At 55.8% G+C, this 18,733-nt stretch carries 16 protein-coding genes and 1 riboswitch; of the genes, 4 read left to right on the top strand and 12 right to left on the bottom strand.

From position 1 onward, the window contains the following. Nucleotides 1-359 precede the first annotated feature (359 nt). Nucleotides 360-1,805, top strand: a complete 1,446-nt coding sequence (locus tag H522_RS0111730) for a M20/M25/M40 family metallo-hydrolase (RefSeq protein ID WP_162143505.1) — start codon at nucleotides 360-362, stop codon at nucleotides 1,803-1,805. A gap of 147 nt (nucleotides 1,806-1,952) precedes the next feature. Here H522_RS0111730 and H522_RS0111725 read toward each other — a convergent pair whose 3' ends face one another. The 7 genes from H522_RS0111725 to H522_RS22345 all read right to left on the bottom strand — a co-directional run bounded on the left by H522_RS0111725 (nucleotide 1,953) and on the right by H522_RS22345 (nucleotide 9,474). Further along, nucleotides 1,953-3,236 carry a serine hydroxymethyltransferase gene (locus H522_RS0111725; RefSeq protein WP_051344211.1) on the bottom strand — a complete coding sequence of 428 codons (1,284 nt, stop codon included), beginning with the start codon at nucleotides 3,234-3,236 and terminating at the stop codon, nucleotides 1,953-1,955. 14 nt (nucleotides 3,237-3,250) lie between these two features. Then, complete coding sequence (gene sdaAB / locus H522_RS21130; protein WP_026962453.1) at nucleotides 3,251-3,919, bottom strand: L-serine ammonia-lyase, iron-sulfur-dependent subunit beta; 669 nt, start codon at nucleotides 3,917-3,919, stop codon at nucleotides 3,251-3,253. Next, entirely contained in the window at nucleotides 3,916-4,878 is a 963-nt protein-coding gene (gene sdaAA / locus H522_RS21125; RefSeq protein ID WP_081412094.1) for an L-serine ammonia-lyase, iron-sulfur-dependent, subunit alpha, read from the bottom strand. Before sdaAA ends, sdaAB begins: the two co-directional genes overlap by 4 nt. A gap of 14 nt (nucleotides 4,879-4,892) precedes the next feature. Beyond that, the gene (gene gcvPB, locus H522_RS0111710) at nucleotides 4,893-6,359 is read right to left on the bottom strand and encodes an aminomethyl-transferring glycine dehydrogenase subunit GcvPB (RefSeq protein ID WP_026962452.1); all 1,467 of its coding nucleotides are present in this window, start codon (nucleotides 6,357-6,359) and stop codon (nucleotides 4,893-4,895) included. Further along, nucleotides 6,356-7,708 carry an aminomethyl-transferring glycine dehydrogenase subunit GcvPA gene (gene gcvPA / locus H522_RS0111705; RefSeq protein WP_026962451.1) on the bottom strand — a complete coding sequence of 451 codons (1,353 nt, stop codon included), beginning with the start codon at nucleotides 7,706-7,708 and terminating at the stop codon, nucleotides 6,356-6,358. Before gcvPA ends, gcvPB begins: the two co-directional genes overlap by 4 nt. A gap of 76 nt (nucleotides 7,709-7,784) precedes the next feature. Continuing rightward, nucleotides 7,785-8,918, bottom strand: coding sequence for a glycine cleavage system aminomethyltransferase GcvT (gcvT, locus tag H522_RS0111700; protein WP_026962450.1), 1,134 nt, complete (start codon nucleotides 8,916-8,918; stop codon nucleotides 7,785-7,787). A gap of 84 nt (nucleotides 8,919-9,002) precedes the next feature. Beyond that, nucleotides 9,003-9,101, bottom strand: a riboswitch (glycine riboswitch). 250 nt (nucleotides 9,102-9,351) lie between these two features. Continuing rightward, on the bottom strand, nucleotides 9,352-9,474 hold the full coding sequence (locus H522_RS22345) for a hypothetical protein (RefSeq protein WP_273365354.1): 123 nt from the start codon (nucleotides 9,472-9,474) through the stop codon (nucleotides 9,352-9,354). 671 nt (nucleotides 9,475-10,145) lie between these two features. Here H522_RS22345 and H522_RS21865 point away from each other — a divergent pair. Next, nucleotides 10,146-10,286, top strand: a complete 141-nt coding sequence (locus H522_RS21865; RefSeq protein ID WP_169726631.1) for a hypothetical protein — start codon at nucleotides 10,146-10,148, stop codon at nucleotides 10,284-10,286. 91 nt (nucleotides 10,287-10,377) lie between these two features. Here the strand turns inward: H522_RS21865 and acs are convergent, their stop codons facing one another. The 4 genes from acs to H522_RS0111665 all read right to left on the bottom strand — a co-directional run bounded on the left by acs (nucleotide 10,378) and on the right by H522_RS0111665 (nucleotide 15,102). Further along, complete coding sequence (gene acs / locus H522_RS0111680) at nucleotides 10,378-12,336, bottom strand: acetate--CoA ligase (protein WP_026962449.1); 1,959 nt, start codon at nucleotides 12,334-12,336, stop codon at nucleotides 10,378-10,380. Between the two features lie 229 nt (nucleotides 12,337-12,565). Then, entirely contained in the window at nucleotides 12,566-13,357 is a 792-nt protein-coding gene (locus tag H522_RS0111675; protein ID WP_026962448.1) for an SDR family oxidoreductase, read from the bottom strand. 111 nt (nucleotides 13,358-13,468) lie between these two features. After that, nucleotides 13,469-13,657, bottom strand: coding sequence for a hypothetical protein (locus H522_RS0111670; RefSeq protein ID WP_026962447.1), 189 nt, complete (start codon nucleotides 13,655-13,657; stop codon nucleotides 13,469-13,471). Between the two features lie 65 nt (nucleotides 13,658-13,722). Further along, nucleotides 13,723-15,102: a glycine--tRNA ligase gene (locus H522_RS0111665; RefSeq protein ID WP_026962446.1), complete on the bottom strand. Its 1,380-nt coding sequence runs from the start codon at nucleotides 15,100-15,102 to the stop codon at nucleotides 13,723-13,725. Nucleotides 15,103-15,291: 189 nt separating this feature from the next. Here H522_RS0111665 and H522_RS0111660 point away from each other — a divergent pair, with 189 nt between their 5' ends. Both H522_RS0111660 and lexA read left to right on the top strand, forming a co-directional pair. Continuing rightward, nucleotides 15,292-16,074, top strand: coding sequence for an HAD family hydrolase (locus H522_RS0111660; protein ID WP_026962445.1), 783 nt, complete (start codon nucleotides 15,292-15,294; stop codon nucleotides 16,072-16,074). Between the two features lie 550 nt (nucleotides 16,075-16,624). Next, nucleotides 16,625-17,251, top strand: coding sequence for a transcriptional repressor LexA (gene lexA / locus H522_RS0111650; protein ID WP_026962444.1), 627 nt, complete (start codon nucleotides 16,625-16,627; stop codon nucleotides 17,249-17,251). 136 nt (nucleotides 17,252-17,387) lie between these two features. Here lexA and glnA read toward each other — a convergent pair whose 3' ends face one another. Beyond that, nucleotides 17,388-18,725 (bottom strand): type I glutamate--ammonia ligase, encoded by a 1,338-nt coding sequence (glnA, locus tag H522_RS0111645; protein ID WP_026962443.1) that lies wholly within the window; start codon nucleotides 18,723-18,725, stop codon nucleotides 17,388-17,390. Nucleotides 18,726-18,733: the final 8 nt, after the last annotated feature.

Here is an 18,733-nt window from a genome sequence, read left to right as displayed (position 1 = left end):
AACCAACAAACGAGTTTGGTCATGCCACAATGGGCATTATAGTTACTCCATGCACATTCGTCAATAATTATGCAATCACTGCCTGTTTCCTACCGGCCCAATCCGTGGTATCTTGGCAAAGACACGGATTGATAACCTTTCATCTTCGCACATCGGGGTGGAACATGATGGCGCGTTGGCAGGACCGCCAAGGCTGGCAAAATCTATTGGCAGATCTCGTTCGCATTCCAAGCATTACGGGATCGCCAGCCGAAGAAGACATGGCATTATATATTCATTCATTACTCGCTGAAGTTTCCTACTTCCAAGAACATCCCTCCCACTTGCGGACTTGGCCCACAGGCGATGGAAGGCATGCCGTGAGCGCGTTTGTCCGTTCTCCCTCGGGTCGGCCGGAAACCGTTATCCTCTTAAGCCACTTTGACGTCGTACCGGTAGACGAGTTTGGCCCATGGCAAGGCTGTGCGTTTGATATGGAACAAATGACCCGAGTCCTGGCCAAGGAGGATAGTATCCCGGTTGCCATATGGAATGAGGTCACGCACGGGGGCTGGTTGGGCGGTCGCGGCAGCATGGATATGAAGTGCGGTTTGGCGCTTCACCTCGCCCTCGTCGAACGGGCAACTTTCGGACAGTTTGAAGGCAACGTGCTCTTGGTGACCGTACCAGATGAAGAGGCGAACTCGGCAGGGATGCGAGCGATGATCCCGGTTCTGGGGCACCTTCAAGCCCAGCTGGGTATCCGCTACACATGCATGCTCAACTCGGAACCTGTATTTTCTTCCCCCATCGGTAAGCAAGACCACGTGTTATACACCGGCTCCATGGGAAAAGTGCTGCCCGGTTTCTTGTGTTGCGGAAAAGAAACGCATGTAGGCGAACCATTTGCGGGAATGAACGCGACGATGTTGGCGTCGGTGCTGACGATGGAACTTGAACTGAACAACCAACTTAGTGAATCAGATAGGGGCGAGGTGACACCTCCGCCGACGATCCTTTGGCAAACCGATTTAAAGCGCCAATATTCGGTCAAGGTCCCGCACCGAGCGGTTGTCTTTGCCAACCTTTTTCTGCTTCGCCGTACCGGAGCAGAGGTGGAAAGTGCCCTCTTATCCGTCATGCAACGAGCCGCGACACGCGTCGAATCGCTTTACAGGCAGCGGTATTCGGATTCTGGCATGCATTCCGATTGGGCGTCGCGTGGGTTCAAGGTACAGGTGATGACGTATCGGGAACTCTGGCGCTACGCCGTTTCTCAAAACGGTCAAGCAGCCGTCGAAAGCGCAGTACAGAGGTGTCTGGAGCAGACACCCGAGAGCGCGGACGCTCGCCTCAAAAGCGCCCTCTGCGCGGAGGCGCTCGTGGACTTGTGTCCATGGCTGGGGCCGATGTATGTTTTGTTTTTCGCGCCCCCGTATTATCCGGCCGTGTGCTCTTCCGACCACCCATGCCTGGAAAACGTGGTTGAAGACCTTGCCCAGTACGCGTGCACCCAGCACCAGGTGAATCTCGTTCGTAAACATTACTTTAACGGCATCTCCGACCTCAGCTATGCAGGCCTTCAGCAACCGATTCCCGCGGTTAAAGCCATCGTGGACAGCATGCCGACGTGGAATCGCGACTACAGTTTTCCATTGCAGGAGTTGGCGCAAATGGATATCCCAGTGCTCAACCTCGGGCCTCTAGGACGCGACGCCCACCAAATCTCAGAAAGACTCCATGTGGAAAGTGCCTGGGCGGTCACCTTTGACTTACTGGATAGGGCCATCCGCAAGCTCTTGGCCGCCTCCGCTCCGCAAGCGTAACCGTAAACGAACGACGCCGCGGCGCAGCAGCAAATCCGAAGAGTATGAAACACAATCGATGTAGGGCCATCGCAAAATGAATCGAAAAAAGGAGGGGCTTGTCCCCTCCTTCATCATCTTCTTCCGTTTTTAGCCGTCGCATTTCATTCACGCATACACAAGTCCGTCATACAGTGGGAAGCGCTCGCACAGTGCGCTGACCTTTCGCCGCGCCTCGATTAAAGCTGGCTCGCTCCCGTCCTTTAACGTCAAGGACAGGATATCCGCAATCTCCCCCATCGCCGGTACACCCATGCCGCGAGTAGTCACAGCGGGGGTTCCCAACCGAATACCACTCGTGGTGTTGGGTTTTTCCGGATCGAACGGGATGGCGTTCTTGTTCACGGTCACGCCGACCTCATCCAATCGACGTTCCGCTTCTTTCCCCGTGATGCCCAAGTTCCGCAAGTCGACCAGCATGAGGTGATTGTCCGTTCCCCCGGACACCAACGTAAATCCCCGTTCCATCAATGCGTCTGCCAAGGCGCGCGCGTTATCGATGATGGCTTGGGAATACTGGCGAAACTCAGGACGCAGCGCCTCTCCGAAGGCCACCGCCTTCGCTGCGATGATGTGCATCAAGGGGCCGCCTTGTATGCCCGGGAAGACCGCTTTGTCAATGGCCTTCTGATGTTCGGCTTTGCACAAGATCATGCCGCCGCGCGGACCACGCAGGGTTTTGTGTGTGGTCGTGGTTACGAAGTCCGCATACGGCACCGGTGAGGGGTGATGACCAGTTGCGACCAATCCCGCAATGTGCGCCATATCGACCATGAGCAGCGCCCCGACCTTGTCCGCGATTTCCCGCAGACGCGCAAAATCAATCACCCGCGGATAAGCGCTGGCCCCGGCCACCAACAACTTCGGACGGTGTTCCACCGCCAAACGCTCCACTTCGTCGTAGTCGATTTGCTGCGTGTTCGCATCGACGCCGTAAGCGACAAATCGGTATGTTTTTCCCGAAAAGTTGACCGGGCTCCCGTGGGTCAAGTGGCCCCCATGCGCCAGGTTCATACCTAAGACCGTGTCTCCAGGGTTGAGCACGGCAAAATAGACGGCTGTATTGGCCTGAGCACCCGAATGAGGCTGCACGTTGGCGTGCTCTGCCCCAAACAACTGTTTCGCTCTGTCAATGGCAATCTGCTCGACCACGTCGACGTGTTCGCATCCACCGTAATACCGGCGCCCGGGATAACCTTCTGCATATTTATTGGTGAGTACGGTTCCCATCGCTTCAAGGACAGCCCGACTGACGAAGTTTTCCGAAGCAATCAGCTCAATTTTGGCGCGCTGCCGCTCCAATTCTGCCTGCATCGCCTTGGCGACGTCCGGATCGACCTGGTTTAAAAACGTCACTTTCCTTCCTCCTCGTGGTCGGGCTCTGCTTGCCATGGCCTAAGCTTCAGTCAGAGCTCGTCAATGATACAGATGTCGCGCAACGTGGGAATCGCGGCGAAAAGGTCACGCGTCAAGCGGGCGCAAACCGGCGTGTCCACCTCACAGACGGTAATCGCGTCACCGCCCTTTTGCCAGCGCTCCAGGCTGAGCCGCGCGATGTTGATGCCCCGCTCATCCAACCACCGCGACATGCGCGCGAGAAAGCCTTGTTCATCCACATGATACAGGATAAACGTCGAACGTTCACCTGTGAACTTGACCGGCAGCCCATCAAGCTCCTGCACTTCGACCTTCCCCCCGCCGAGGGAACTGGCCACCATGCAGATGGTCTTTGACTTCCCCGATAACGTGATGCGGACCGTGTTCGGGTGATAATGCCCGAGATTGGCCGCGGCAAATTCGTAAACCAGGCCGGACTCCTTGGCCACTTCCAAGGCATTTGGAACCTGGGCGTCATCAGTGGACATCCCCAATACCCCGGCTAAAAGCGCGACATCGGTGCCGTGCCCGCGGTACGTGGCCAGAAAGGAACCCATCAGTTCAAACCGGACGTGGGTCGGCTGCTCTGCCAAGACGGCCCTGGCCAAGCGGCCAATGCGAACGGCACCCGCAGTGTGAGAGCTGGAGGGACCAACCATCACAGGCCCAATGATTTCAAATGCGCTGTTATATTTCATCGCTCCGCCCCCGCTTCTTCTGCGCGTCCGGCAGGCATCGACGCCGAGGTTCGACAAGGTGGCGTTCCTTCGGGAATCAGTTCTTCCTCGCCGAAGACCTTGGCCTTTAACAACCGGCCTGTCGGCGTCCCGGCCAGTCCACCGATACCCGTTTCGCGAAGGGAGACCGGCAAGTCATTGCCGATTTGCCGCATGGCTGCGACCACCTCATCGGGTGGAATGACACTCTGAACCCCGGCCAAAGCCATGTCGGAGGCCGCCATAGCGGTGATGGCGTGCAGGCCGTTGCGAACGACGCAAGGCACCTCGACCAGTCCGGCGACCGGATCGCACACCAAGCCGAGGGAATTTTGTAGCGCCAAGGCGGCGGCATGGCTGACCATGGAGGGGGTACCGCCAGCGAGCTCCACGAGGGCACCGGCCGCCATGGCCGTGGCCGATCCGACCTCCGCTTGGCAGCCACCAGCCGCTCCGGAGATGGAGGCCGAATTGGCGATAACTAAACCAAGCGCCGCTGCGGTGAAGAGCGCAAAAACCAGGTCATCTCGGTGATAACGTCCGGAATCCAGGGCACTGACGAGAACTCCCGGCAATATCCCGGCGGCCCCGGCAGTGGGCGTGGCGACGATGCGGCCCATGGCGGCATTCACTTCCGAGACCGCCAGCGCGTAGGCCATCGCGCGCAAGGGCTCGGAACCGACAAACGTGTTCGCTTGGGTGAGATAGCGGTGGACACGATACGCATCCCCACCCGTGAGACCGGTGCGGGAACGAACGGGCTTTGCAATCCCCCGCCGCACCGCCTGCTCCATTATGTCAAACTGCCCGGCCATACGCTGTATGACTTGCGCCTCGGAAAGGCCGGATTGTCGGCATTCGACAGCAATCATGAGGCGAGCAATCGACGTGTTGCTGGTTTCCGCCTGTCTGACGAGGTCGTCCAGACGTGTAAACGACACCTTAGCCACCTCACCTATTCGAACCGATAACGGAGTACCGGCTTCCTTGCCGCTTTGACCTCATCCAGGCGCCCAACGACGGTCGTGTGCGGCGCCTCTTTGACGACTTCGGGCTCATTTTCTACCTCTTTCGCAATCTGCAGCAGGATGTCGGCGAATCGGTCCAGGGTTTCCAAGCTCTCCGTGTCGGTCGGTTCCACCATCATGCACTCGTCGACAATCAACGGGAAGTACACGGTGGGTGGGTGCATGCCGAAATCCAAGACTCGCTTCGCGATATCGAGGGTCTTGACACCGCGTTCTTTTTGACGTACGCCGGACATCACAAATTCGTGCTTACACACCCGCTTAAATGGAATCTCGTAGGCTTCCTGCAAACGCCGCATTAGGTAGTTGGCGGAAAGCACGGCCGATTCCGAGACACGCTTCAACCCGTCTGGGCCCATGGTGCGAATGTAGGCGTACGCCCGCACGAGCACGCCAAAGTTGCCGTAAAACCCTTTGACCTTGCCGATAGAAAACGGCCGATCCCAGTTCCATCGGTACTCCCCGTTCGCATCCTGTTCAATGACGGGTTTGGGCAAGTACGGCTCGAGGAATTTTTTGACCCCGACCGGCCCGGCTCCCGGTCCCCCACCACCGTGTGGTGTGGAGAACGTCTTGTGCAGATTGAGGTGGACGACGTCAAAGCCCATATCCCCAGGCCGCGTAAACCCGAGAATCGCGTTGGCATTGGCACCATCGTAATACAGCAGCCCCCCCGCTTCGTGTACGATGCGGGCAATCTCCTCGATTTGCGTTTCAAAGAGGCCCAAGGTGCTCGGGTTGGTCAACATCAAAGCCGCGGTATCGGGGCCGACAGCCGCGCGTAAAGCCGCGAGGTCGACGTTTCCCTCGGCATCCGACGGGATCGTGATCGCCTTTAGTCCCGCCATGGTGACACTGGCCGGGTTGGTGCCGTGGGAAGAGTCCGGGACAATGACTTTATCCCGCTTTTCTCCGCGATCCCGATGATAAGCGGCAATCATCAAGAGCCCTGTCCATTCCCCTTGCGCCCCAGCGGCTGGCTGCAGGCTGACGGCATCCATGCCTGTGATTTCCATTAGGTCGTGCTGCAGTCGATACATCAATGCTAACGCGCCCTGCACCGTTTCCTCCGGCTGGTAGGGGTGAAGATGGGTAAACCCGGGCAGGCGGGCCATTTTCTCATTCCGCTTTGGATTGTATTTCATCGTGCAGGACCCAAGCGGATAAAACCCGGAGTCGACCCCGTGATTCCGCGTCGACAACGCCGTGAAATGGCGGACCACGTCCAACTCCCCCAGTTCGGGTAGCCGTGCATCCGACTTGCGGAAAAACGCCCCCAGGTCTGCGGCGGCATCGGCCTCCGGCACATCCAAGTCTGGCAGCGTGTAGGCTCTGCGGCCGGGTTGGCTCCGTTCAAATAACAACGGCACTTCTTGCTCACGCAGTGGATTCATACGAGCGCCTCCTTCACCAACCGTACGAGCGTGTCCATTTCCTCGCGCGTGCGCATCTCGGTCACGTTGACCAGGACGCAATCTCGAAACTCTGGATACCAGCGCCCTAAGTGAAGTCCAAACAGGTACCCTTGTTGTAGAAGTTGGTTTTGCACCACTTCCGCAGATTTCGGTAGGCGTACAACAAATTCGTTGAAGAACGGCCCGGAAAAGACACGGGATATCCCGTCTAGCTCACACAGCCGCCCTTGCAGGTAGTGCGCCTTGTGATAGTTTTGCAGCGCCAGCTCGCGCATCCCCTGCGGCCCCATGTAGGCCAGGAACACCGTGGCTGCCAGGGCGTTCAGGGCTTGGTTGGAGCAAATGTTGGACGACGCTTTTTCACGCCGGATGTGTTGTTCGCGCGCCTGGAGGGTCAGGACGTAGCCGCGACGCCCCTGGGCATCCGTGGTTTCGCCGACGATACGCCCCGGCAAGCGGCGCATCAAATCCTTGCGGGCGGCCATGATGCCCAGATACGGACCACCGAAGCTGAGCGGGTTGCCCAGCGATTGGCCTTCCGCCACCACAATGTCCGCGCCAAAGTTCCCGGGCGGCTCCAACAAGCCAAGAGCGATGGGATAGGTGCTGACCACGAGTAAGGCTCCCGCCTCGTGGGCGAGTTCAGCCACCCGCGCCAGGTCCTCCAGCTGTCCGAAGAAATTCGGGTACTGCACCAGCACGCCGGCCACCGTCTGGTCACATAACCGAGCTAGCGCGTCGAGGTCAATCCGGCCGTCACGATGCGGAATCTCGACCAACTCCACGGACTGACCGCCTGCATAGGTGGTCGTGACCTCGCAGTATTCTGGATGGACAGTCGTCCCAATCAACAAGCGGTTGCGGCGCGTCTGGGTACAGGCGACCATCCCAGCCTCCCCGAGCGCCGTCGGCCCATCATACATGGACGCGTTGGCCAAATCCATCCCCGTTAGTTCCGCCACCAGGGTCTGGTACTCGAAGATGGCCTGGAGCATCCCCTGGCTGACCTCCGGTTGGTATTGCGTATAGGACGTATAAAATTCGGATCGGCTGACAATCGCATCAATCACACTCGGCTGATAATGCTCGTAAGCACCGGCGCCGAGAAAGCTGACCAATTCTTCCACATGTCGGTTTTTCGCCGCCAAGCCCTGCATATGACGATTCAATTCGATTTCGGACATCGCTTTAGGAAGGTTTAGGTCCCGCTGCAAGCGAACCGTTTCCGGAATATCGGCAAACAGCTCCGCGACGTCCTTTATCCCCAGCGTTTCCATCATTTTTTGGCAATCTCGTTCGGTATGGGGCAGATAGCTAAAGTTTGTCACGCGTCAACCTCCCACCTCATATTGCTTGCGACCCTATAGACCGGCGATAGCCCGGGACTTTCGGAGAACTTCTTCTTCACCGTTGCCGACGATAAAAAGGTAATTCTACAACTTTCGCAGGAGCCACTCGGCCGCGGATGTCTACCCCCATCGCGCCACCCCTCGAGAGGTATCCGGTGTCGACCAGAGCGAGGGCAATCCCTTGCTTCAGCGTGGGGGACATCGTGCCTGAGGTTGTCATACCGATGACCTCTGGCCGGTCATTGTCGGCATCGCGTTTCCCCGCAAGTGAGACAACAGGTTGATGGGCACGCGGAATGCCGCGTTCCAACAGAGTAAGTCCGACAAGCCGGCGCGGCACACCCAGCTGCCGCTCTTGCCACAGGGCTTCGCGACCGACAAAATCTCCTTTATCGAACTTGACAAATCGGTCCAATCCGGCTTGAAGCGGGGTGATATCTGCGGTCAGTTCGTGTCCGTACAGCGGCAACGCCGCCTCCAACCGCAAGGTGTCCCGCGCCCCAAGGCCGCACGGAACGAGACCCAGTTCCTGTCCGTCCGCCAAGATGCGCTGCCAAAGCACCCCAGCATGCTCGGCCGGAGCGTAAATTTCAAAACCGTCTTCGCCGGTATATCCGGTACAGGAAATCAGAACCCGCACGCCGGCCACACTCGTGTATTGAAAACGGAAGGGACGGAGTGCGGCCAGTGACACTTCCCTATCGACAAGCGGCTGCAGAATCGACTCCGAGCGTGGGCCCTGTACAGCCAAGAGGGCGTACTCGTCGGACCGGTCACGGACAAAGACTTGATACTTCCCCGTGTAGGCATGCAACCAGTCGAAATCCTTTTGAATGTTTGCTGCGTTCACGACCACGAGGTAGTGATTCTCCTTAAGGCAATAGACCAAAAGGTCATCCACCGTTCCCCCGTTCGGATAGACCATGGGCGAGTACAAGGCCCGGCCAGGGACCAGCCTCGAGACATCATTGGTGAGCATCGACTGTAAAAAAAGACCTGCTTCCCTGCCTATGACCTCGAACTCCCCCATGTGCGATACATCAAACAGACCGGCTCTCGTTCGAACCGCTTCGTGTTCGCGCAAGATGCTGTCGAACTGAACAGGCATCTCCCATCCGCTAAAGTCGACCATCTTGGCACCCGAACGCGCGTAGAGCGGGTAAAGTGCGGTTCGTTTCAAGCTGGACATGCACGCTCCCTCCCTTGCATCCAACTGTTCTGCAGACGGTCCAAGTTCTATGCAAAAAAGACAGAGACATACGAAAGCTAGGCCTCCGTCGTCTCTGTCTCGTCAACCTGAGAGTTCCCCGTTTTCTCGAAACGGTTACCCCATCGGTAGCCGTGATTACACGGCTTCTCCAGAGCTGCATCCTGCGGCGCTATCATGACCTGAGAGATTTTGTGCGGGCCGAGGACGCGACCGCACATTGCCCCATCGGTGGTATCGCTACACTCTCACGCCAGCAGTCATCTGCACGTTATGTACTTTTCGTGATTCCTTCCCCAATATACCGAGGGATGGACCCCTTTGCAATACCCGTTTGTATTTCATCTGTGACACTGTGCGGGGGATGGATGTCCCCGCACAGGGCCGTGATTCCTCCGGAATGGCGTATCACGCATCAATAGACGGATGTGGTTGTACAAGTGGTCACATTGTATGGAATCAGCAGCATGAACAACACGAAGATGATTAGGAATACAATCGCCCAGCGGGTGTATCCGCCGAGAACGGCGTCGTACATTCCACAGCCCTCCTTCGTGCACACACTCATTCCGGCCCCATCAGGACAGCGCTTCTTCCACCTAAATAACCCGAAACAGGTTCACTTAGCAGGTGGCCGCTGCACCGTAGTAGCCTGGAACCAGCAAGAAGAACAGGACGAAGATGATCAGGAATACAACCGCCCACCGGGTATATCCACCGAAAACTCCGTACACGTTCAAACACCTCCCTCGCTGAAAGCTGATTCACCATATGACGCCACACGATGACGCTGTCGCGGTATCCGCCCGCTGCCAAGCCTTCTCAGGGAAGGAGCGCCGGTGAGGGTGTTTGGCCGGTTAAGGATTACCACCACCAAGCCCAGAGCCAAAATCCCCCTAAAAATGCCCAGGGAAAGAACCAAAACGGAAACCAGGCCGTTTCCGTTAACCCCTCGGCTACATCTTGAAGGAGTCGAATGTCATCAACTTCCCGAGATGGTGCGGAAATTGGTCGGACGCGGCGATAGGCGGATCGCCAATGCCACCTCCTTTGGGGCATCCTATGATAGCACCCCCAAAGCGGCTGGACGGGTGTCATACCGATCACCATCCAAGAAAATCCATGCAAAAGTCGGTGACGGCTGCGCAAGCTAAAGACGCCAGGACAGTGGCGTTACCCAGAGAAACAAGTTGCGGAGGGGAATTCACGGTGGAGGATACCTGCTACTATTGCCAACACCGCATTGAAGGAAAGCCACATTACGTGACGTTCTACGAGGTAGAGGACGAACACGACGAACCCCTATGCGACAACTGTTACGCGGAGTGGCTAGAGTCCATGAAAGGCTAAACAACTGAAAGAAGGGAAAATCACGGAACCACGGGACCGAAGCAGATGGATTTCGCTCCGGTCCCCGGTTTACCTCGATTCAATTAGCCTCTTAGACTTCGACGGCTCGATGCTCCTCTTGCAAGGTCCGAATGACACTGGGATCAGCCAGGGTAGACGTATCTCCTACCACCCTGCCTTCTGCGATATCGCGCAGTAATCTACGCATGATTTTCCCACTGCGGGTTTTTGGCAAATCGGCCACAAATACGATTTCCTCAGGACGCGCCATAGCGCCAATCTGTGCGGCAACGTGGCCCTTTAACTCCTTGACCAACGCATCGTCAGGGCTTACTCCTTCCTTCAAAGTGACAAATGCCGTAATCGCCTGTCCCTTCACCTCGTGGGTGCGCCCGATAACGGCGGCCTCCGCCACGGTCGGATGCGATACCAAGGCGCTCTCCACTTCCATCGTCCCTATCCGGTGACCCGAGACATTGATGACGTCGTCAATCCGACCCAGAATCCATACATATCCGTCTTCATCCATATGGGCCCCGTCTCCAGATAGATAGATCCCGTCGAACTTGCCAAAGTATGTGTTCTTAAATCGCTCGTCATCGCCCCATACCGTACGTAACATGGAAGGCCATGGCCGTTTAACGACAAGGTAACCGCCCTGTCCTCGTGGTACGGATGTGCCATTTTCGTCGACGATGTCAATTTCAATCCCAGGAACCGGCTTTGTGGCAGAGCCTGGTTTCGTGGGAATTAGCCCGGGAAGCGACGCAATCATCGCACATCCTGTCTCCGTTTGCCACCAGGTATCCACAATGGGGCATCGACCCAGTCCGACGTGTTCGTGGAACCACATCCAAGCTTCTGGATTAATCGGCTCGCCGACGGTAGCCAACAAGCGCAAGCTGGTCAAGTCATGCTTCTGGAGATGCTCTTCCCCCCATTTCATGAACATGCGAATCGACGTGGGAGCCGTATAGAAAATAGTCACCCCGTACCGCTCAATGATTTCCCAAAAGCGATCTCGATCCGGATAATCCGGCGCACCTTCATACAGAACAACCGTTGCACCTGCCGACAAGGGGCCATACACCACATAGCTATGGCCGGTCACCCAGCCAATGTCCGCGGTGCAGAAATACACATCGCTGTCCTTGATGTCGAAGACGCTCCGCATCGAGGTGTTGACCCCGACGAGATAACCGCCGGTCGTATGCACAATCCCCTTCGGTTTGCCAGTCGTACCCGAGGTGTACAGGAGGTACAAAACATCCTCTGCGTCCATCGGCTCGGCAGGGTATGGCGTGAATGGTGATTTGGCCATTTCCTCATGCCAATCAAGGTCGCGGTCAGGCACCATGGATACGCCAGCGGCGTCCCCAATACGCCGGACGACTAGCACCTTTTCAACCGAAGTCCCCGACACGGCTTCATCGGCGTTTTGTTTCAAGGGAACAATGTTTCCCCTCCGCCATCCACCGTCAGCCGTGATCAACAACTTCGCGCCAGCATCCACAATGCGGTCACGCAGGCTGGATGCCGAAAACCCACCGAATACCACGGAGTGTATGGCGCCAATCTTCGCACAGGCCAACATCGCGATAGGTAGCTCAGGGATCATCGGGAGATAGATGGTTACGCGGTCCCCTTTTGTGACCCCCAGTCGCCTCAGCATATGGGCTGCTCGGTCGACCTCGCGCCCCAGCATCTCATACGTATATACTTTGCGATCCCCGGGTTCTCCCTCCCAGAGAATCGCCGCTTTATTCTTTCGTGCGCCTTCGCGATGCCGATCGACCGCGTTGTGAGCCGCGTTTAACTGGCCGTCAACAAACCATCGTGCATGCGGTGGATTCCACTCCAGTACTTTTGTGAACGGTTTCATCCAGCTGAGAAAGGACGCTTGTTCTGCCCAATACCCTTCTGGATCTTTTGCGGCCCGCTCATACACGTCCGGATCGGAAAAGTTCGCTTGTTTTTGGAAGTCTTCGGATGGCGCAAACACCCGCTGTTCCCGTAAGAGCGTATCCAAACGCTCGTTCTGAACCTGCATATCTCAACACTCCTTTGTCGTACCTCAGTCAGACTTGAATGCGTACTGCTGAGAACGAAAGTCAGAGTCTGTGACCGTTTGCCGGAAACGGAAACAGCTATGTGAACGCTTACGCTGTTAAATAGAACAACTAGCCACTCGAGGCAACATAATTATATAAGTTTACGGACGATTTTTCAATTCTTTCAGTGCTTGACGGAGGATCAATCCTTTTACAACCCTCCGCACATTACAGACTGCGCACCATCCCGCCGTCCACGAGCAATGCCTGGCCGGTAACATACCCGTTGACCGCAGAACCGAGAAACAATGCGACCGCAGCAAATTCATCTGGTTCTCCATAGCGCCCCATCGGAATCTTTTCATGCCACCGTTTTTGCACGTCGGCAACTGAAATGCCGGCAGCAGCCGCATCGGATTGGTCGAGTGAGCGCACGCGGTCGGTGGCTATGCGCCCCGGTCCCAATGTGTTGACAAGAATATTGATTGGGGCCAATTCCACCGCAAGGCTCTTGGCGAGACCGAGTATCCCGGCGCGAAACGTATTCGATAGGATGAGTCCTTCAATGGGTTGACGAATCGACGAGGAGGCGATATTCACAATCCGTCCCCACCGCTGACTCCGCATGTGCGGAAGGACGTGGCGAACGGATCGAATCATGCTCATGAGGCAGGACGAAAAGGCTTCCTCCCAGTCCCCATCCGAAAAGTCGAGAAAGTTTCCCTTCGGAGGACCGCCGGCGTTATTGATGAGTACATCCACCCCACCCCAACTTTGTTCAATCGTTTCAAACAGAGCATCAATGTCCCCAGGAAGACTCAGGTCGCAGAGCACCCCTAAAACGTGTTCTTTGTCTGTCAACGACTCGAGCTCGGCCACGGCTTCGGCCATCCGCGATTGATTGCGACCCGTAATGACCACGCGCGCCCCTTCTTGAGCAAACGCCCTGGCCACGGCGAACCCAAGGCCACGAGTCGCCGCCTGTACCAAAACGACTTTATCTGTGACGCCCATATCCATTCTCATTTCCCTCCTAGAAATTCAACCGATGCGTAAGGGATGATACCCGAATACGGCAAAGGGGAGCTGCAGCTCCCCCGACCGTTGCGGGAATGTGATGTCCACTCCAAATCAGTTCGAACGCCTGGACAGATGCGGCACGTTTGCGTGGTGAATCTGCTTCCACGGGATAGGCGTCAAAGCTGCCTCATCCATCACCCGGTTGCGTCGATCGACAATGCCTTCCGCAATGTCGTTTTGCTTCAGAGCGCCATAAAACGTGAACGCATCATTATGGTTGTCCGTGTGTTGATTTGTCATGCCACACACCCCCGTTTATGGTCTGCCCAAGTCCTCCCCGGACATGCACCAGGGCAACTCAAGTGTCAGAGCCGGGTGTGTTCGCGCAGCCAGTCCTTCAATTCCGCAATCGGCACGCGAGACTGCTCCATGGAATCGCGATTGCGGATGGTCACACACTGGTCTTCTGTCGACTGAAAGTCATACGTAATGCAGTAAGGAGTGCCGATTTCATCATGGCGACGATATCGCTTGCCGATGGAACCCGATTCGTCATAATCCACTCGAAACTCTCGACATAGTTGCTGAAAGAGTTCGCGTGCAGGTTCAGACAACTTTTTCGATAACGGAAACACCGCAGCCTTGAACGGCGCGATGGCTGGATGGAAGTGCAGTACAGTGCGCGTATCCCCACCATCCAGTGACTGCTCTTCGTATGCGTCGGCGAATATCGCCAGCAGCAAACGCTCCACACCGATGGAAGGCTCGATGCAGTACGGGATAAACGGCTCTTTCCCCTCTTCAGACACCATAAAGTCTTCATGGGAATGCTGATGATGCTGCCCTAAATCATAGTTCGTCCGATTGGCCACCCCAAGCAACTCGCCCCAACCAAATGGGAAGTGATACTCGACGTCCGTGGTGGCGGCGCTATAATGGGAAAGCTGTTCAGGTGCGTGGTCACGAAGCCGTAGGTTCTCCTTGGAAAGCCCGAGCGTCCGCAACCAGTCGTAGCAAAACTGGCGCCAATACCGAAACCATTCCATATCGGTCCCAGGTTCGCAGAAAAACTCCAGCTCCATCTGCTCAAATTCGCGGGTTCGGAAGATAAAATTCCCCGGAGTGATTTCGTTGCGAAAGCTCTTCCCAATCTGTCCGATGCCAAAAGGGAGCTTCTTTCGCATCGTACGTTGCACATTGCGGAAATTCACGAAGATTCCTTGTGCCGTCTCCGGCCGTAAGAAGATTTCACTGCTGGTATCCTCGGTAACTCCTTGATGGGTGCGAAACATCATGTTGAATTGACGAATGGGCGTAAAATCTGCCGCACCACACTCCGGACAGTGAACATCGTGCTTACGCAACAAGGATTCCATTTCCGCAAACGGCAGCCCGTCGACCAACAGCTCGATTCCTTTTTCGGCTAGAGCATCTTCGAGAAGCTTGTCCGCCCGAAATCGGGCTTTACATTGACGGCAATCCACCATCGGGTCATTAAAGTTCGTGACGTGTCCAGACGCAACCCATACCTCGCGATTCATCAAGATGGCCGCGTCCAATCCAACGTTATAGGGAGACTCCTGAATGAACTTCTGCCACCACACGCGTTTCAAATTGTTTTTCAGTTCGACGCCGAGCGGGCCGTAGTCCCAAGCATTCGCTAGACCGCCATAGATGTCCGAACCTGGAAATATAAATCCGCGATGTTTGGCTAATGCAACTAATTGCTCCATTGTAACTGACATGGTTTGTCCTCCCGACTCCTGCAAGCCTACAAGCACACAAGGTTATGATACTGTAATGGATTCGTTAGGTGCAACGAACCCCACGATAGACCTTCCGTTGCATTTCACACACCGTCGGGAAGATCATCCATGTCTAACATGTATAATGAGGCCAGTGAGTTTCATGGACTCCAGCAAGGAGGAGCTTGATTGGACATTCGTATGGTATTCCTCGACATTGACGGCACATTGGTGCATGACCGGCGTTTGGTCCCAAGCGCGCACCGTGTCGTTCGCGGCCTTCAAAACAACGGGATAGAAGTTGCCCTGTGTACAGGCCGTTCTGTCCTGCACGGCAGGAAGGTTCAAGCGGAGTTGGGCGTTAGGCATTGCGTCTATTTCAACGGAGCGCTCACCTATTCAAAGGGACACATCATTCAGTCATTTCCTCTTTCCGCTACAGTCGTTCAGCGGATGATCTCGTTTACCAAACGGTACAAGTTGCCACTCATTCTGCACACCACCGAGTCGGCCGTCACCTTTGAATCGATTCCCGGGCAATTCCGCCCTCTGCTGGATGCGTACGATTTTCCGCCCATCCAGGTAATCGAAGAGACCGAGTGGTCTTGCGATAGCCAATCGGTATTTCAGTCGAACGTGCTGCTTACTCCAGACTGGGACGATCGAGTTCGCGCAAAGTTTCCAGAGTGCCTCTTGTACCGCTGGGATTTTCATGCCATTGACCTACAAAAGGGTTCATGCGATAAATCAGTGGGCGCCCAGATACTCCTGTCTCACCTCGGCATCCGTCCAGACCAAGCGATACACATCGGCGATGGCGGGAATGACATTCCGCTGTTCCAACAAGTCGGAATCTCGGTGGCCATGGGGAACGCTGCTCCCGACGTCCAGAAGCAAGCTTCCTTTGTCACCACAACCGTTGAAGAGGATGGCGTACTGCGAGCGTGCCAAAGCCTTGGACTGTTAAAATGACAGAGGCTTCAAGGCAGGTGGCCTGTGGGTTGTGGCACCCGCAGTATCTCGCCAGGTCGCAGGCTGTTTGAGTTGGGTAAATGGTTAAACTCCAGAAGCCATTCCACCCAGTGGCGCGTATCTCCTTCCAGACGTTCTTTCTCAACAATCGACCACAAAGTATCTCCGGGCTGAACCCGATACGCTACAACTCCCCTGACGACACGCGGGCTATCCTGAAGAACATCGGCTGCCATCCAAACAACAACCCATAATAACACCACGATACCGAGAACCCATTCGACTGGCCATCTCTTCACCCGGGACGCCCCATTAACTCGCTGACGGTGTTCGTTCCGTGCCCCGGTCAATTGCCGATAGCTGAACAAATCCGGTCCCTCCCCATCGGATTGTTGCAAAACCGTTGCGAACGTATGTTCCTGTCTCCAAACGTAATATAGAACATATGTTCGTGTCAAGGCTCACGGACGGGAACGTTTGTTTGTGTGCACCGCGGATCTATGTTATGATTGCACAAAATGGTACGTGGTACGGAAAGCGAGGATTCCTTGTGACAGGTCTGACCCCAAGACAACAGGCCATTCTTGACTTCATCCGGAAGAACATTCGCGAAAAAGGATATCCTCCGTCGGTTCGTGAGATCGGAGAAGCGGTGGGACTCACGTCCAGTTCTACCGTCCACGGGCACCTGACCCGCTTACAAGCCAAAGGTTTTCTCCGACGAGACCCGACCAAGCCGCGCGCGATTGAACTTCTCGAAGACCCACCGGAAGCGAATCCGTCGTTCCCCGCAGCGGATCTGGTATTGGCTCCGGTTGTCGGCAAGGTTACTGCCGGGATGCCCATCACCGCCATAGAGAACATTGAGGATTATTTTCCCCTACCCAAAGATATGGTGCGTGACAACGAGGTCTATCTCCTGAACGTGCAAGGAGATAGCATGGTGGATGCGGGTATCCTGGACGGTGACTACGTGATTGTGCGGAAACAAGAGACTGCGAGAAATGGAGAAATCGTCGTTGCCATGACCGAGGATAACGAGGCGACCGTAAAACGGTTCTATCGCGAGCGCGACCACATTCGCCTGCAACCCGAGAATTCGACCATGCTGCCCCTACGGTACAAGGATGTTCGCATCTTGGGAAAGGTCATAGGCGTATTTCGCCGTATCGATTGAGGGGCCCAGATACGGTTCCTTGACATGTATACCATCCATCCTGCCAGGAGCGATGAGAAAGGGGCTGCCCCTTCCCCCGTTTTACGATGGGATTGCAGGGCAGCCCCTGTTTATGACGGAATGTCCATAGGTTTGATCAATAGACGCTCAAATACTGTTCCTTTTCCCACTCGGTGACCTGAGTGCGATACATATTCCACTCAATCTTCTTGGCCTCCGTAAAGTGAGTGAGAACGTGTTCGCCAAGCGCACCGCAGATGACCTCGTCCTTCGCGAGTGCCTCAAGCGACAGCAGCAAGTTTTCAGGCAGACTGCGGATGCCGACTTCCTCTTTCTCTTCTTCCGTCATGATATAGATGTTGCGGTCGACTGGATCCGGCAGAGACAGTTGACGACGAATTCCATCCAAACCAGCAGCCAGCATCGCGGCAATCGCCAGATACGGGTTACAAGACGGGTCTGGGCTACGGACTTCGATGCGGGTGCTCATACCGCGTGCAGCCGGAATCCGGACGAGCGGCGAGCGGTTCTTCGGCGACCAAGCCACGTAACATGGCGCTTCGAATCCCGGGACCAAGCGCTTGTACGAATTGACCGTTGGGTTGCAAATGGCAGTAAACGCAGGCGCATGCTCCAAGATTCCAGCCAAGAAATGCCGGGCCGTTTGGCTCAGTCCTAGTTCATCAGACTCGTTGTAGAACGCATTTTGCCCGTCTTTAAACAAAGAGAGATGGCAGTGCATGCCCGAACCATTGATTCCAAATACCGGTTTCGGCATAAACGTGGCATGCAACCCGTATTGGCGGGCAATCGTCTTAACCACCATGCGGAACGTCGCAATGTTGTCGGCAGCCGCCACCGCATCCGCGTACTTAAAGTCAATTTCGTGCTGTCCCGGAGCCACCTCGTGGTGCGAAGCTTCGATTTCAAAGCCCATAGATTCCAGGGTCAAGACAATCTCGCGACGGCAATTTTCACCCAAATCCAGCGGCGCCCAATCGAAGTAGCCGCCCTCATCGTTAACCTCCAGCGTGGAACGGCCACGTTCATCCAGTTTAAAGAGGAAAAACTCAGGTTCGGGTCCGACATTGAACGTTGTGAATCCCATGTCACGAGCTTCACTGAGGACACGCTTCAACACGGAGCGAGGATCGCCCTTGAAAGGCTCACCGTCCGGCGTATATATGTCACAAATTAGCCGAGCCACCGAACCCTGTTCCGAAGTCCACGGAAGAACCAGCCACGTGCTCCGGTCCGGCACCAGGTACATGTCGGACTCCTCAATGCGCACGAAGCCTTCAATGGAAGAACCGTCAAACATGATCTTATTATCCAGCGCCTTCGGCAGCTGATCCACAGGAATTTCGACGTTCTTCACGACTCCGAGGAGATCCGTAAATTGCAGACGGACGTACTTCACATCATGCTCTTTCGCGAGTTCCAAAATCTGTTCCTTGCTGTAGTCTGGCTTCAATGGATACC

Source organism: Alicyclobacillus herbarius DSM 13609 (assembly GCF_000430585.1).
GTDB classification, from domain to species: domain Bacteria; phylum Bacillota; class Bacilli; order Alicyclobacillales; family Alicyclobacillaceae; genus Alicyclobacillus_G; species Alicyclobacillus_G herbarius.
The sequence above is the reverse complement of the archived record's forward strand: the minus strand, read 5'-3'. Positions and strand labels throughout refer to the sequence as shown.